Source organism: Blastococcus sp. SYSU D01042, assembly GCF_054050515.1.
This window is the reverse complement of sequence record NZ_JBJGZM010000004.1, coordinates 238286-251646: the sequence shown is the minus strand read 5'-3', so window position 1 is coordinate 251646 and position 13361 is coordinate 238286. Positions and strand designations below refer to the sequence as shown.

At 75.2% G+C, this 13361-nt stretch carries 11 protein-coding genes; 8 read left to right on the top strand and 3 right to left on the bottom strand.

Annotated features, from left to right (window positions below; translation table 11 throughout):
• Nucleotides 1–117: 117 nt before the first annotated feature.
• A complete protein-coding gene (locus tag ACI79H_RS10110; RefSeq protein ID WP_456554247.1) occupies nucleotides 118–867 on the bottom strand; it encodes a hypothetical protein in 750 nt (249 codons plus the stop codon).
• 182 nt (nucleotides 868–1049) lie between these two features.
• On the opposite strand from ACI79H_RS10110, the gene lysS reads away from it, so the two are divergent.
• Genes lysS through ACI79H_RS10095 form a run of 3 tightly spaced genes read left to right on the top strand, consistent with a single transcriptional unit; the run spans nucleotide 1050 to nucleotide 6270 of the window.
• The gene (lysS, locus tag ACI79H_RS10105; protein WP_456554246.1) at nucleotides 1050–4418 is read left to right on the top strand and encodes a lysine--tRNA ligase; all 3369 of its coding nucleotides are present in this window, start codon (nucleotides 1050–1052) and stop codon (nucleotides 4416–4418) included.
• Nucleotides 4415–4858, top strand: a complete 444-nt coding sequence (locus ACI79H_RS10100) for a hypothetical protein (protein ID WP_456554245.1) — start codon at nucleotides 4415–4417, stop codon at nucleotides 4856–4858. Before lysS ends, ACI79H_RS10100 begins: the two co-directional genes overlap by 4 nt.
• Nucleotides 4855–6270, top strand: a complete 1416-nt coding sequence (locus ACI79H_RS10095; protein ID WP_456554244.1) for an amino acid permease — start codon at nucleotides 4855–4857, stop codon at nucleotides 6268–6270. The genes ACI79H_RS10100 and ACI79H_RS10095 overlap by 4 nt, the downstream gene beginning before the upstream one ends.
• A 5-nt stretch (nucleotides 6271–6275) precedes the next feature.
• Here ACI79H_RS10095 and ACI79H_RS10090 read toward each other — a convergent pair whose 3' ends face one another.
• Nucleotides 6276–7169, bottom strand: a complete 894-nt coding sequence (locus ACI79H_RS10090) for a DMT family transporter (protein ID WP_456554243.1) — start codon at nucleotides 7167–7169, stop codon at nucleotides 6276–6278.
• The gene (locus tag ACI79H_RS10085) at nucleotides 7166–8374 is read right to left on the bottom strand and encodes a cation:proton antiporter (RefSeq protein ID WP_456554242.1); all 1209 of its coding nucleotides are present in this window, start codon (nucleotides 8372–8374) and stop codon (nucleotides 7166–7168) included. The genes ACI79H_RS10090 and ACI79H_RS10085 overlap by 4 nt, the downstream gene beginning before the upstream one ends.
• Before the next feature lie 162 nt (nucleotides 8375–8536).
• Between ACI79H_RS10085 and ACI79H_RS10080 the strand changes: the two genes are divergently transcribed.
• From ACI79H_RS10080 to ACI79H_RS10060, 5 genes are all read left to right on the top strand, one after another.
• Entirely contained in the window at nucleotides 8537–9793 is a 1257-nt protein-coding gene (locus tag ACI79H_RS10080) for an alpha/beta fold hydrolase (RefSeq protein WP_456554241.1), read from the top strand.
• Between the two features lie 52 nt (nucleotides 9794–9845).
• Nucleotides 9846–10463 carry a hypothetical protein gene (locus ACI79H_RS10075; RefSeq protein WP_456554240.1) on the top strand — a complete coding sequence of 206 codons (618 nt, stop codon included), beginning with the start codon at nucleotides 9846–9848 and terminating at the stop codon, nucleotides 10461–10463.
• A gap of 88 nt (nucleotides 10464–10551) precedes the next feature.
• Nucleotides 10552–10854 carry a GNAT family N-acetyltransferase gene (locus ACI79H_RS10070; protein ID WP_456554239.1) on the top strand — a complete coding sequence of 101 codons (303 nt, stop codon included), beginning with the start codon at nucleotides 10552–10554 and terminating at the stop codon, nucleotides 10852–10854.
• A gap of 48 nt (nucleotides 10855–10902) precedes the next feature.
• Nucleotides 10903–11982, top strand: a complete 1080-nt coding sequence (locus tag ACI79H_RS10065; protein WP_456554238.1) for an NADH:flavin oxidoreductase — start codon at nucleotides 10903–10905, stop codon at nucleotides 11980–11982.
• Nucleotides 11979–13307 carry an alpha-amylase family glycosyl hydrolase gene (locus tag ACI79H_RS10060; RefSeq protein WP_456554237.1) on the top strand — a complete coding sequence of 443 codons (1329 nt, stop codon included), beginning with the start codon at nucleotides 11979–11981 and terminating at the stop codon, nucleotides 13305–13307. The genes ACI79H_RS10065 and ACI79H_RS10060 overlap by 4 nt, the downstream gene beginning before the upstream one ends.
• Nucleotides 13308–13361 lie beyond the last annotated feature (54 nt).

Below are 13361 nucleotides of genomic sequence, written 5' to 3'. Positions count from 1 at the left end.
GCGAGCGCCACCTGAGCGCCCGGTACCGCGCTGCCGGAGCGGCATCGGGCGCCTGCGTACCGCATGCGGCGCCCCGGGGGAAGGTGTCTGCGCGGCGTGGATGCGCCGGTCGTGGGCCTACGCCACCGGGTGCGCGTCCGCCGGCGCGGCCTCGGGGCGGGGGACGGCGGCGAACAGGTCGACGAGCCGGTCCCACCGGTTGCGGCGCCCGGGCGGGAAGCGCGCGAGCGACCGGGCCGCGCGGTGACTCCCCGCCGGGTACCAGCGGTGGGCCCACCAGCTGGCCGGCCGGGCCAGCCGCACCGCCGCGGCGAGGGCGACGAAGGGCACGAACACGCCCACCACGCCCAGGACGACCCGCCCCTTGAGGATGGCCGCGACGGCGAAGCACAGGTGCAGCAGCACGGTCAGGGCCACCGCTGCCTCGCCCTGCGCCCGGTCGGCGTCGAAGGGGTTGGCGCCCACCAGCAGCAGCAGCCCCACCACGGCGGCGATGAGGACGGCGTCCACCGAGCTGCGGCCCTCGCGCGACCAGTAGACGTCCTCCAGGTGCAGCCAGAGCGCGAACTCGTCGAGCGTGAGCGCGGCCCCGGCGCCGAAGAGGACGGCGAGCGCGATGACCCAGCCGCCGTCGGGGCGGTAGGCGAACTCGGCGGTGCCGGTGCCGAGCAGCAGGAAGATGCCGTAGACCTCGTGGTGCACGTGCACGCCGCCGACGCTGGCGTCGCGGAAGGGGCCGCGCCCGGTGCGGATCGCGTGGGTGACGAACCGGGTGACCAGGAACGTGGTCAGGAAGCCCAGCACCAGCCAGCCCACCACCCCGCGCCGACCGGTCAGCTCCGGCAGCAGCTCGCCCTCCCAGTCCACGGCACCGAGGATCCGGCCCGGCGCTCCAAGATCACGCCAACCGGGGCCGGGCCGCCCACCGGCCGGCGGGCGCGCACCGGATTGGAGCGCCGTTGGAGCGGCGGCCCCGAGAGTCCGGGCTGCACGGCACCGCAGGACCGCCGGCCGCGCGGCCGGCACTCCGGAGAGGCGACCCCGCACCGATGACCGTCGACCGAGCCGCCGACCAGCGGGCGCGGCGCCTGGCGAAGCTGCAGGCGCTCAAGGCCCGCGGCGTCGCGGCCTACCCCTACCGCTTCCCGACCGACGCCACGGCCGCCGACGTCGTCGCCCGGCACGCCGACCTGGCCCCCGACGAGCGGACGGCCGACACCGTGCGCCTGGCCGGGCGGGTGGAGCTGATCCGGCGGCAGGGGTACCTGAGCTTCGCGACGCTGCGCGACCGCACCGGCGCGGTCCAGCTGTTCGTCGACACCTCGGTGCTGGGCGCCGAACGGCACACCGAGTTCGACGACGTCGACCGCGGCGACTGGCTCGGGGTCGAGGGCACCGTGATGCGCACCCACCGCGGCGAGCTGTCGGTGTGCGTCGAGGACTTCGCCGTCCTCGGGAAGGCACTCCTCGAGCCGCCGGACAAGCACGCCGGCCTGACCGACGTCGAGACCCGCTACCGGCAGCGCTACGCCGACCTCGAGGTCAACGAGCGCACCCGCGCGATCTTCCGGATCCGGCACGCGGCCGTGCGCGCCATCCGCCGGCACCTCGAGGACGCGGGCTTCACCGAGGTCGAGGGGCCGGTGCTGCAGACCATCCAGGGCGGGGCGAGCGCCCGGCCGTTCATCACCCACCACAACGCGCTGGACCTGGACCTCTACCTGCGCATCGCGCTGGAGCTGCACCTCAAGCGGCTGATCGTGGGTGGCCTGGAGCGGGTCTTCGAGATCGGCCGGGTGTTCCGCAACGAGGGCATCGACACCCGGCACAACCCCGAGTTCACGATGCTCGAGGCCTACCAGGCCTTCGCCGACTACGGCGACATGATGGACCTGGTCGAGGGCATGGTGACCAGCGCCGCGCGCGCCGCGCTGGGGGAGGACCTCGTCGTGCACTACGGCGGGCACGCCATCGACCTGGGCGCGACGCCGTGGCCGCGCAGGCGCTTCGCCGACATGATCGCCGAGACGACCGGCGCCACCATGCACCCGGCGATGCCGATCGAGCAGGCCCGGGCGGTGCTCGACCGGCTCGGCCTGGCCTACGAGGCGGGCTGGGGCGCCGGCCGGCTCATGAAGGAGGTCTACGACGAGCGCGTCCAGCACTCGGTCGTCGGCCCGGTCTTCTGCATCGACTACCCGCGCGAGGTCTCGCCGCTGGCGCGCACCCACCGGGACGACCCCGCCTACGTCGAGCGCTTCGAGCTGATCGTGGCCGGCTTCGAGCTGAGCAACGCGTACTCGGAGCAGAACGACCCCGTCGAGCAGCTCGCCGCGTTCGAGGCCGAGGCGCGGGCCAAGCAGCACGGGGACCCCGAGGCCGGCGACGTCGACCTGGACTACGTGCGCGCGCTCGAGCGCGGCATGCCCTGCACCGGGGGCCTGGGCATCGGCATCGACCGGCTGGTGATGCTGCTGGCCAGCGTCGACTCCATCCGCGAGGTCATCCTCTTCCCGACCCTGCGCCCGGAGTTCGCCCCGCCGCCCGGTGGCGGACCGGGGGGCGCCCGGCCGGCTGCACCGGCCGTCACCGACGGGCCGGCGGACGACGGGGCGTCGGTGGTCGCCCTGCCGGAGGTGGCGCCCTCGGCGCACGCGGTGCCCCCCGTGCCGGCCGGGCCGCCGCGGGCGGGCGCCCACCCGCTCGCCGTCCGCGTGCTCGCGGGCCTCACCGCGGTGTGCGGCGTCCTCCAGCTCCTGGTCCGCCTGCCGGTGGTGCACGACCGCGTCGGCGGTGGCGCGACCGACCTCGACCCGCTCTGGCTGCCGGTCGCCGGGGCGGTCGGCTCGGTCGTCGCCGGGCTGCTGCTGCTCGTGATCGCCGACTCGCTCGCCCGGCACCGGGAACGGGCCTGGCAGGTGGCGGTCGCGGTCTTCGGCGCGGCCGCCGTCCTGCACGTCCTCAAGGGCCCGCACCCGGTCGCCGCGGTCCTGTGCGCCGCGATGCTGGCCGCGCTGGTGCGCAACCGGTCGGCGTTCCGGGCGCCGGTCGACCCGCCGTCGCTGCTGCGCGTCGTCCGGTTCGTGCCGCTCTACCTGGGCGGCGTGCTGCTGTTCGGCCTCACCACCCTGTGGGCCGAGCGCGACCACCTCGAGCCCGCGCTCACCCTCGGCGGGGCGCTCGCGACGGTGTTCGGCGGGCTGATCGGGCTGGACGGCCCCTACGAGTACGAGTCACCGTTCGTCGCCCGCTTCCTGCCCGACGCGCTGCTCGCCCTCGGGATCACCGGGGCGGTGCTGCTCGCCGTCCTGCTGCTGCGCCCGGTGGTCGCGGCCCGGCCGCACACCGAGACCGACTGGGAGCGGGCCACCCGGCTGGTGCGCACCTACGGGTGGGACACGCTGGCCTACTTCTCGCTGCGCGACGACAAGAGCTTCTTCTTCTCGCAGGACGGCGAGGCGTTCCTCGCCTACACCTACGTCGGCGGCTACGCGCTGGTCTCCGGCGACCCGGTCGGGGCCCGGGACTCGGTGGTCCGGGTGCTCGACGAGTTCCTCGCCATGTGCGAGGAGCGGGGCTGGACGCCGGCGCTGCTCGCGGCGCGGGAGGCGAGCATGCCGCTGTACTCCTCCCGCGGCTTCACCTCGGTCTACCTCGGGGACGAGGCGATCATCGACTGCCGCCGCTTCACCCTGGACGGCGCGGCACGCAAGGGCCTGCGGGCCGCGGTCCGCCGGGTGGGCCGCACCCACGAGTTCCGGCTGCTCGCCGAGTCCGACGCCCCGCAAGGCCTGGTCGACCAGCTCAACGGGATCAGCGCCCGCTGGCGGGGCAAGCACCCCGAGCGCGGGTTCACCATGTCGCTGTCGCAGGACGTGCGCGGCGCCGGCGCCAACCCCGAGTTCCTGCTCTGCGTGGCCGTCGGCCCCGACGGCGTGCCCGGTGGCTTCCTCCGGCTGGTGCCCGCCTACGGTCCCTCGTTCGGCTACACGCTCGACCTGATGCGCCACGACCCGGACTCGCCGAACGGCATGACCGAGTTCCTCATCGCCTCGACGGCCGGCGCGCTGCGGGACCGTGGCGTGCGGCGGCTGTCCATGAACTTCGCCATGTGGGGGCGGCTGTTCGCCGACGACGTCCCCTTCACCCCGGCGCAGCGGATGGCGCGGTGGGCGGTCGGAGTGCTCAACCCGTTCTTCCAGATCCGGTCGCTGCGCGACTTCAACGCCCGGTTCGACCCGGAGTGGCTGCCGCGGGTGCTGGCGGTCCGTTCGGTCGCCGACCTGCCGCGGGTGGGGTTGCGGTACGCCGGCGCGGAGGGCTTCCTCGCCGTCCCCGGGCTCGGCGACCTGCTCGTCCCGCGGGCGGTCGGCGGTGCGCCGTCGCCGTCGGCACCCGCGGGGCGGACGGCGGCGTGAGGCCGGGCACCGTCCTCGGGACCGCCGTCGTGCTGGCGCCGCTGCTCGCCGTGCTCGGCCTCGTGCTGTGGGCCGGCGGCGGCCGCGCCCCGTTCGGGGACGACGCGGACGAGCTGGTGGAGCGCGCCGTGCGGGCCGCGGGCCTCCAGGTCTGCTCCACCGCGGAGGACGACGAGGGCTGGTCGGCCGGGGCGGTGTCCGGCCGGGCCCACGCGGTCGCGGCGGACTGCCCGGGGGACGCAGCCACCGTGGTCGTCGACCGGTTCGGCTCGGCCGCCGGGCGCGACGCCGCGGCGCGGCGGTTCGAGTCGCAGGTGCGACCGCGCGGGAGCGGCGCCGTCCTCACCCTGGGCGACGGCACCGTGCTGCTGCAGGGCGCCGGGGACGGCGAGGTCCGCGAGCGGCTGGTCCCCGCGCTGCGCGCGCAGGGCGCCCGGTGAGCGCACCGGCGCGGACCGCCCGGCTGGGCGTGCTCGCGCTGGCGATGATCAACGTCGCCTCGATCGTGAGCGCGCGGAACCTGCCGGTGATGGCCGAGTACGGCTGGTCGATGCTGGCGCTGTTCGCGCTGTCCATCCTGGTGTTCCTGGTGCCGATCTCGATGGCCGCCGCCGAGCTCGGCACGGCGTTCCCGCGCGACGGCGGCGTCTACGCCTGGGTCAAGGAGGCCTTCGGCGGGCGCACCGGCTTCCTGGCCGTGTGGTGCGACTACGCCGAGAACGTCGCCTGGTTCCCGACCGTGCTCTCGTTCATCGCGGCGTCGCTGGCGTACGCGGTCGACCCGTCGCTGGCCACGAACAAGGTCTGGCTGGTCGTCGTCATGCTGGTCTTCTTCTGGGGGACGACGGCGGCCGCGCTGGGCGGGGTGCGGGCGTCCTCGGTGATCGGGGCGGTCGGGACGGTGGCCGGCTCGATCCTGCCGGCGCTGCTGGTCGTCGGGCTGGGCGCGGCGTTCCTGCTGCGCGGTGACGCATCGCAGATCCGGTTCTCCGCCGGTGCCCTCGTGCCGGACGTGCACCTGGGCGACATGGCGTTCCTCGGCGGCATCATCCTGCTGTTCACCGGCATGGAGATGGCCGGCTTCCACGCCCGGGACACCCGCGACCCGGGCCGCACCGTGCCGCGGGCGATCGCCCTGGCGGTGGCCATCACCGTGGCGTTCTCCGTGCTCGGCTCGCTGTTCATGGCCTTCGTGCTGCCGCAGCACGAGATCAGCCTGGTGTCGGGGACGATGGAGCTGTTCTCCAGCGTGCTGCACACCTTCTCCGCGGACTGGCTGCTGGCGCCGCTGGCGCTGGTGGTCGCCATCGGCGGGATCGCGCACCTCACGCCGTGGATCCTCGGCCCCGCGACGGGCGTCTCCGTCGTCGCCCGGGAGGGGCTGGCGCCCGAGCGGCTGGGCCGGACGAACCGCAACGGCGTCCCCGTCGCGCTGCTGGTCGCCCAGGGCGTCGCCGGGTCGCTGTTCGCCCTGCTGTTCGTCGTCGTGCCCAGCGTGAGCACGTCCTACTGGATGCTCTCCGCGGTGACCGCGCAGGTCATCGTGGCGATGTACGCGCTGGTCTTCGCCTCGGTGATCCGGCTGCGGTACACCCGCCCCGACGTGCCGCGGCCCTACCGCATCCCCGGCGGGCTGACCGGCGTCTGGCTGGTCGGCGGGGTGGGCCTGCTGGGCTGCCTGTTCTCGTTCCTGCTCGGGTTCGTGCCGCCCAGCCAGCTGGCCACCGGCAGCACCGCGGTCTACGTGCTGCTGCTGGCGGCGGCGACCGTCGTGCTGTCCCTGCCGCCGTTCGCCTTCGCCCTCCTGGAGCGGCGCCGCGGCCGGGCGATCGCCGCCGCGGCGTCGTCCTGAGCGGATCAGGTCGGCGCCGGCGCGCGCACGTCCTCCACGGACGCCCGGGCCAGGGCCGCCGTCGCCGCCGCCATGGCGACGACCAGCACGGCGATGAGCACCCACTCCACCCCGTCGGCCTGCAGCCGCTCACCGAGGACGACGACGCCCAGCACCGCGGCCACGACCGGCTCGAAGACCGTGGTGGCCGGCAGCGACGCCTCCAGGGGACCCGCCTGGTAGGCGGACTGCTGCACGAACGCGCCGAGCAGGAGCGTGGTGGCCAGCAGCCAGGAGCTCCAGTGGCCGAGCACGGCGGCGGGCCCGTCGCCGAGCAGGTCGACGACGCCCTTCGTCAGGGCGGCGCTCGTGCCGTTGATCATGCCGGTGGCCACCGCGAGGAGCACCGCGCGTGCGGTCCCTCGGCGCACCGCCGCGCCGACGAAGCACACCGCGCACGCGGCGGCGAGCACGGTCAGTGACGGCAGCCACGCACGCCAGCCGGCGGAGTCCGCCCCCGCGGTCGGGTTGCCGATGACCATGAAGATCCCGAGCGCGGCCACCAGCACCGCCGACCACGCCCGGTCCGAGCGGCGCAACCGGCGCCCCGACCACCGGGCCGCCAGCGGCAGGGCGAACAGCACCGTGGTCACCAGCAGTGGTTGGACGAGGAGCAGCGAGCCCAGGCCGAGGGCGGCGGCCTGCACGAAGTACCCGCTCGCATCGGCCAGCCAGCCGCTCCACCAGAGACGGGAGCGCAGGAGGAGCCGCGCCAGGTCCAGCCCCCGGGCGTGCTCGTCCGGCACGGATGCAGCGGACCGCTGCTCCACCGCCGAGGCCAAGGCGAACAACGCCGCGGCGAGCAGCGCCAGCAGGCCGGCTGCCCAGACCTCCCAACCGGCGTCGAGGACCGAGGTCACGGCGTGCTCGTCCCGCGGCCGACCGGTGCGCCCCCCGCTGCGGCCGGTGCCCCGGCGCGGCGCGCCAGGGTGACGACGAGGGCCGGCAGCACCAGCACGGTGACCACGCCGGCGCCGACCAGCGCGGCGGCCTCGTCGGTCGTCATCGTGCCGCTGCGCACGGCGACCTCGGTGAGCGCGACGAGCACCGGCAGGGCGGTGGCGCTGACCAGTGCGGTCTGCACGCGCTCCCGGCGGGCCAGCACGCGGCGGTAGACCAGCAGCACCGGTCCACCGCGCACGGCCAGCAGGCAGACCAGCAGCAGCCCCAGGAGCAGCGGCGCCTCGCCGATGGCGCCCAGGTCCAGGCTCATCCCGGAGTAGACGAAGAACAGGGGGACGAAGAATCCGTAGCCGACGGCGTCCAGCTTGGACTCGAGCGCGGGGGCGGCGGTGCCCACCCAGTGCCGGAGCACCATGCCGGCGAGGAAGGCGCCGAGCACGGCGTCGAGGTGGAACCGGTCGGTGAGCGCGACGAGGGAGAGCAGCAGCAGGACCGTGCCGCGCAGCGTGATCTGGGCGGTCTCGTGCTGCCCGGCCCGCACGACCTCGGCCAGCCGGCTGCCTTCTCGGACGCCGTGCCGCAGCAGGGCGAGCACCAGGGCGACGAGGGCGACGCCGCCGAGCGCGACCAGCGCGGTGAGCCGGCCCTGGCTGCCGAGGAACACCGCGATGACCAGCACGGGCAGCAGCTCGCCGACCCCGCCGGTGGCCAGCAGGTGGCGCCCGAGCGGGCCGGCGAGCAGCCCCGCCTCGCGGAGCACCGGCAGCAGCGTTCCCAGCGCCGTGGTGGTGAGGCCCAGCGCCACCGGGAGGGAACCCTCCAGCACGTCCCCGGCGGCGAGCACGGTGACGACGATCCCGGCCAGGCCGAACGAGATGGCCCAGGACAGCAGCGCCCGCCGGCCGGGGTCCTCGCGGAACATCCGCAGGTCGATCTCGTAGCCGGCCAGCAGGAAGACGAAGCCCAGCCCGACGTCCGCGAGCACGCGCACGTCCCCGGGCGCCCCCAGGTCCAGGACGTCGGGGCCGATCAGCATGCCGCCGGCCAGCAGCAGGACGACCTGCGGCACCGGCAGGCGGGGCAGCAGCCCGACGAGCACGGCCGCGACCAGCGCGACCGCCGCCGCGAGCGCGAGCGTGTCGATCGAGACGACGTCGTCCACCGGCTTCCCTCCCGCTCCGCGTGCGGGGGCCAGCGTGCGGGCCGGTCGTCCAACCGTGCTCCAACGCCCGCGACGGGCCCGTGCGCTTGGAGCGCCGTTGGAGCCGCGGCGGGGAGGGTCCGCCGCGACCCCAGCACGACCGGCGGACCTGGAGCGGCCTCGATGAGCACGGCGCAGCGCGACGGAGACGGCACTCTCGGGCACCCGGGCGCGGTGCGGCGTCGGGGCCGGCACCGGCTACGGCGGGCGTTCCGGATCGCCGCGGTGGGCGTCCTCGTCCTGGTCGGCGGCCTCGTCGTCCTGGAGGGCCCGCGGGTGGTCGGCGACGCCGCCGAGCGCTCCGGGATCGACGCCTTCTACGCCCAGCCCGCCGGCGCGGCCGACGGGGACCCGGGCACCCTGGTGAGGAGCGAGGCGCTCGAGGGCACGCCGGCCGGTGCTCGCGCGTGGCGGATCATGTACCGGTCGACGGACCTCGACGGGAAGCCGGTGGTGGTCACCGGGGTGGTCGTCACCCCGCGGACGCCCGCCCCGTCGGGCGGCCGCACGGTGCTGGCGTGGGGCCACCCGACGACCGGGACGGCCGCCACCTGCGCGCCCTCCCGCGGCTTCGACCCCTTCCTCGGCATCGAGGGGCTGCGGCTGATGCTGGACCGCGGGTACACCGTCGTCGCCACCGACTACGCCGGGATGGGCACCGACGGCCCGGACTCCTACCTGGTGGGGGCCACCGCGGCGCACACCGTGCTGGACGCCGTCCGGGCGGCCCAGCACGTCGACGGGGCGGAGGCGGGGGAGCGCGTGGTGCTCTGGGGTCACTCGCAGGGCGGGCAGGCCGTCCTCCTGGCCGCCGAGGCGCAGCCGCAGTACGCCCCGGAGCTCGACGTCGTCGCGGTGGCCGCCGCCGCTCCCGCCGCCGACCTGACCGCGCTCATGCGCTCGCACCTGGACGACATCTCCGGGGTCACCATCGGCTCCTACGCCTTCCCGGCGTTCGTCGACGTGTACGGACCGACCGTCCCGGGCGCGCGGCTGGACGCGGTGCTCACGCCCGACGCGGTGGCCGCGCTGCCCGGGATGAACCGGTTGTGCCTGCTCTCGCACCTCGGCGAGCTGCACCGCATCGGGCAGCCGCTGGTCGGGCACTTCTTCGCCGTCGACCCCACGACGACCGAGCCGTGGGCGACGCTGCTCAAGGAGAACTCGGCCGGCTCGCAGCGCATCGCCGCGCCGGTGTTCATCGCCCAGGGCGCCGACGACGAGCTCGTGCTGCCGGCCGACACCGACGCGTTCGTGCAGGCCGCCCGCGCGCAGGGGGACGACATCCACCTCGAGGTGGTGCCGGAGGCCACCCACGCCACGATCGCCTACCTCGCCCAGCCGGCCCTCGCCCGCTGGCTCGACGAGCACGCCCGGTGAGGCGGACCGGGGTTGGACCGGGGTTGGACGCCCCCTCGGCACGGTCCGGGGCATGAACAAGCTCTCCTTCGTCCTCGGCTTCCTGCCCTGGATCGCCTTCTCGTTCGTGGCCAACCGGATGGCAGCCGACGCCGTCGCCTGGAGCGCTCTGCTCGCCGTGGCGATGACCCTGGTGGCGCTCGCCCTCGCGGCCCGCACCCACGGGCCGGTGACGCTGAACCTGGTCTCGCTGGTCCTGTTCGGCGCCATCGCCGTCGTCGGCTTCGCGGGTGGCGGCGACGTGGACGACTGGCTCTGGACCTGGGGCCGGCCGCTGGTCGGCGTGCTGCTCGGCGGCTACGTGCTGGCGACCGCCTCGGTGCGGCCGTTCACCGAGGAGTACGCGCGGCAGACGACGCCGCGCGAGCTGTGGTCCTCGCCGACCTTCCGGTCGATCAACCGCGTGATCAGCGCGGCGTGGGGCGCCGGCCTGGTCGTGATCGGCCTCGCCGGGGTGCTGGTGACCCTCCTCGACGAGCACCCCACCGGACGCGATTCGGCGCACCTGGGCGACCTGGCGCTGAACTGGGTGGTGCCGATCGCGGTGATCTGGTGGCTGGTCTCCTTCACCGGCTCCTACCCCGACCGCGTCACCGGCGCCCGGAGCGACCGCGCGACCGCCGCCCGGTGAGCCGGGGCTGGTCAACGGGGCGCTCCGGCGTGTTGACTCGTCGAGCAGATCCCGGCCGCCCGGAGAGGGGTTCCCCGTGCAGGTGCAGATGACCGACGCATCCGACCAGCGCCGCTACGAAGGGCGCGTGGACGGCGAGCTGGCGGCGATCGCGGAGTACATCCGGACCCCCGAGCTGGTCGTCTTCACCCACACGGAGGTCCTCCCCGGGCACGAGGGCCGGGGGATCTCGTCGGAGCTGGTCCGCCAGGCGCTGGACGACGTGCGGCGGCAGGAGCTCAAGGTGCTGCCGCTGTGCCCCTTCGTCGCCGCCTACGTGCAGCGGCACGCCGACGCCTTCGGCGACCTGGAGTACCGCTCCCGGACGACGATCACCGCCGCCACGGCCTGATCCGCACCGCACGGAGCCGGTGGGCGCCCCCTCCGTACGCTCGGCCGGGTGTCCGACCTCTTCACGCCCCTGACGCTGGCCTCCGGCCCGGCCGCGCCGAACCGGCTGTGGCTGGCCCCGCTGACCAACACGCAGAGCCACCCCGACGGGCAGCTCTCCGACGAGGAGCTGCACTGGCTGGCGCTGCGGGCGCGCGGCGGGCACGGGCTGACCATGACGTGCGCCGCGCACGTCCAGGCCGGGGGGCAGGGGTTCCCCGGGCAGCTCGGTGTCTTCTCCGACGACCACCTGCCGGGGCTGACCCGGCTGGCCGCCGCGGTGAAGGCGGAGGGCTCCCTGGCCTCGCTGCAGCTGCACCACGCGGGCATCCGGTCGCCGCAGGAGCTGGTCGGGCAGCCGGTCGGTCCGTCGGAGGACGAGGAGACCGGCGCCCGGGCGATGACCGGTGAGGAGGTGGGGCAGCTCGTCGAGGACTTCGCGGTCGCCGCGCTGCGCGCCCAACAGGCGGGCTTCGACGGCATCGAGGTCCACGGCGCGCACGGCTACGTCGTCGCCCAGTTCCTGTCGCCGGAGAGCAACCGTCGCACCGACGGCTACGGGGGTTCCCTGGAGAACCGCGCGCGCCTGCTGTGGGAGATCCTGCGCGCCGTCCGCGAGCGGTGCAGCCCCGACTTCCAGGTGGGCGTGCGGCTGTCGCCCGAGCGCTTCGGCCTGCGGCTCGGCGAGATCCGGGACGTCGCCGCCGAGCTGATGGGCAGGGGCGACGTCGACTACCTGGACATGTCGCTGTGGGACGTCGCCAAGCAGCCGGTCGAGGAGGCGTACGCCTCCCGCCCGCTCATGGACTGGTTCACCGACCTCGACCGCGGCAGCACGCGCCTGGGCGTGGCCGGCAAGGTGCGCACCGGCCGGGGCGCCGCCGAGACGCTCGAGCGGGGCGCGGACTTCGTCATGGTCGGCCGCGCCGCGATCCTGCACCACGACTTCCCGGACCAGGTGCGGCGCGACGGTGACTTCCTGCCGGTGAGGACGCCGGTCAGCCCGGAGCACCTGGCCGGCGAAGGCCTGTCGCCGGTGTTCGTCGAGTACATGCGCAACTGGCGGCACTTCGTCACCGACGCCTCGTGAGCGCAGGCTGGGCCGACACGGTCATGTGGTGGCACGTCTACCCGCTCGGCTTCACCGGCGCCCCCGTGCGGCCGGCCACCGCCGGTGACGGGCAGGCGGTCGTCCACCGGCTCGACCGGGTGGAGGCCTGGCTGGACCACCTCGTCGGGCTGGGCCTGAACGGCCTCGCGCTCGGACCGGTCTTCGCGTCGCAGACGCACGGATACGACACGGTCGACCACTTCCGCCTCGACCCCCGGCTCGGGGACGACGGCGACCTGGACCGGCTGCTCGCCGCGGCACGGTCGCGCGGCGTCCGCGTGCTGCTGGACGGTGTGTTCAACCACGTGGGCCGCGGCCACCCCGCGTTCGCGCAGCTCGAGGCCGAGGGCCCCGCGGCGCCGACCGCGGAGCTGTTCCGCGTCGACTGGTCCGGCTGGCGCCCCGGTGACCCGGTGCGCGCCGACGTGTTCGAGGGCCACGAGCAGCTCGTCGCCCTGGACCACTCCTCGCCCGCGGTGGCCGACCTGGTGGTCGCGGTCATGCGGCACTGGCTGGACCGCGGCGTCGACGGCTGGCGCCTGGACGCCGCCTACGCGGTGCCGCCGGAGTTCTGGGCGCGGGTGCTGCCCGAGGTGCGGCGCACCCACCCCGGGGCCTGGTTCACCGGCGAGGTCATCCACGGCGACGCCGCCGCGGTCGTGCGGGCCTCGACGATGGACTCGCTCACCCAGTACGAGCTGTGGCAGGGGGTCTGGCACGGCCTCGCCGAGCGCAACTTCTTCGAGACGGCCCACGCGCTGGAGCGGCACAACGGCCTCCTGGCGACGTTCGTGCCCTCCACGTTCGTCGGCAACCACGACGTCACCCGGATCGCCTCCGCCGTGCGCCCGGACCTGGTGCCGCACGCCCTTGCGGTCCTGTTCACCGTGGCCGGCGTGCCGAGCGTGTACGCCGGCGACGAGTACGGCTGGACCGGCGTCAAGGAGCAGCGGGTCGGCGGGGACGACGCCGTGCGCCCCGAGTTCCCACCCCGCCCGCCGGACCCCGGGGACCTGGACGCCGGCGCCCGCTCCCTGCTCGAGGCGCACCGCGAGCTGATCGCGCTGCGCCGCCGCCACCCGTGGCTGGTGCGGGCGCACACCGACGTCGTTCAGCTGGTGAACGAGCAGGTCGTCCTCCGGACGGGCACCGCCGGGGAGGCGGTCGTGGTGGCCCTGAATCTCGGCAGCGCGCCCGTCGAGCTGCCGGCCGCCGACGCGACCGCCGTCGCCTGCGGGAACGGGCGGCTGGCCGGCGGCCGGGTCTCGCTCCCGGCCCGGGGGTGGGCGGTCCTCACCGCCTGACGATCCGTCGTCGCAGCGTGTGGCCAAGGTCATCGCGCGTTCAAAAACGTTTCA

Coding starts and splice junctions, on each gene's coding strand:
- lysS (WP_456554246.1), top strand. CDS start 1,050: ATGACCGTCGACCGAGCCGCCGACCAGCGGGCGCGGCGCCTGGCGAAG.
- ACI79H_RS10070 (WP_456554239.1), top strand. CDS start 10,552: ATGACCGACGCATCCGACCAGCGCCGCTACGAAGGGCGCGTGGACGGC.
- ACI79H_RS10080 (WP_456554241.1), top strand. CDS start 8,537: ATGAGCACGGCGCAGCGCGACGGAGACGGCACTCTCGGGCACCCGGGC.
- ACI79H_RS10075 (WP_456554240.1), top strand. CDS start 9,846: ATGAACAAGCTCTCCTTCGTCCTCGGCTTCCTGCCCTGGATCGCCTTC.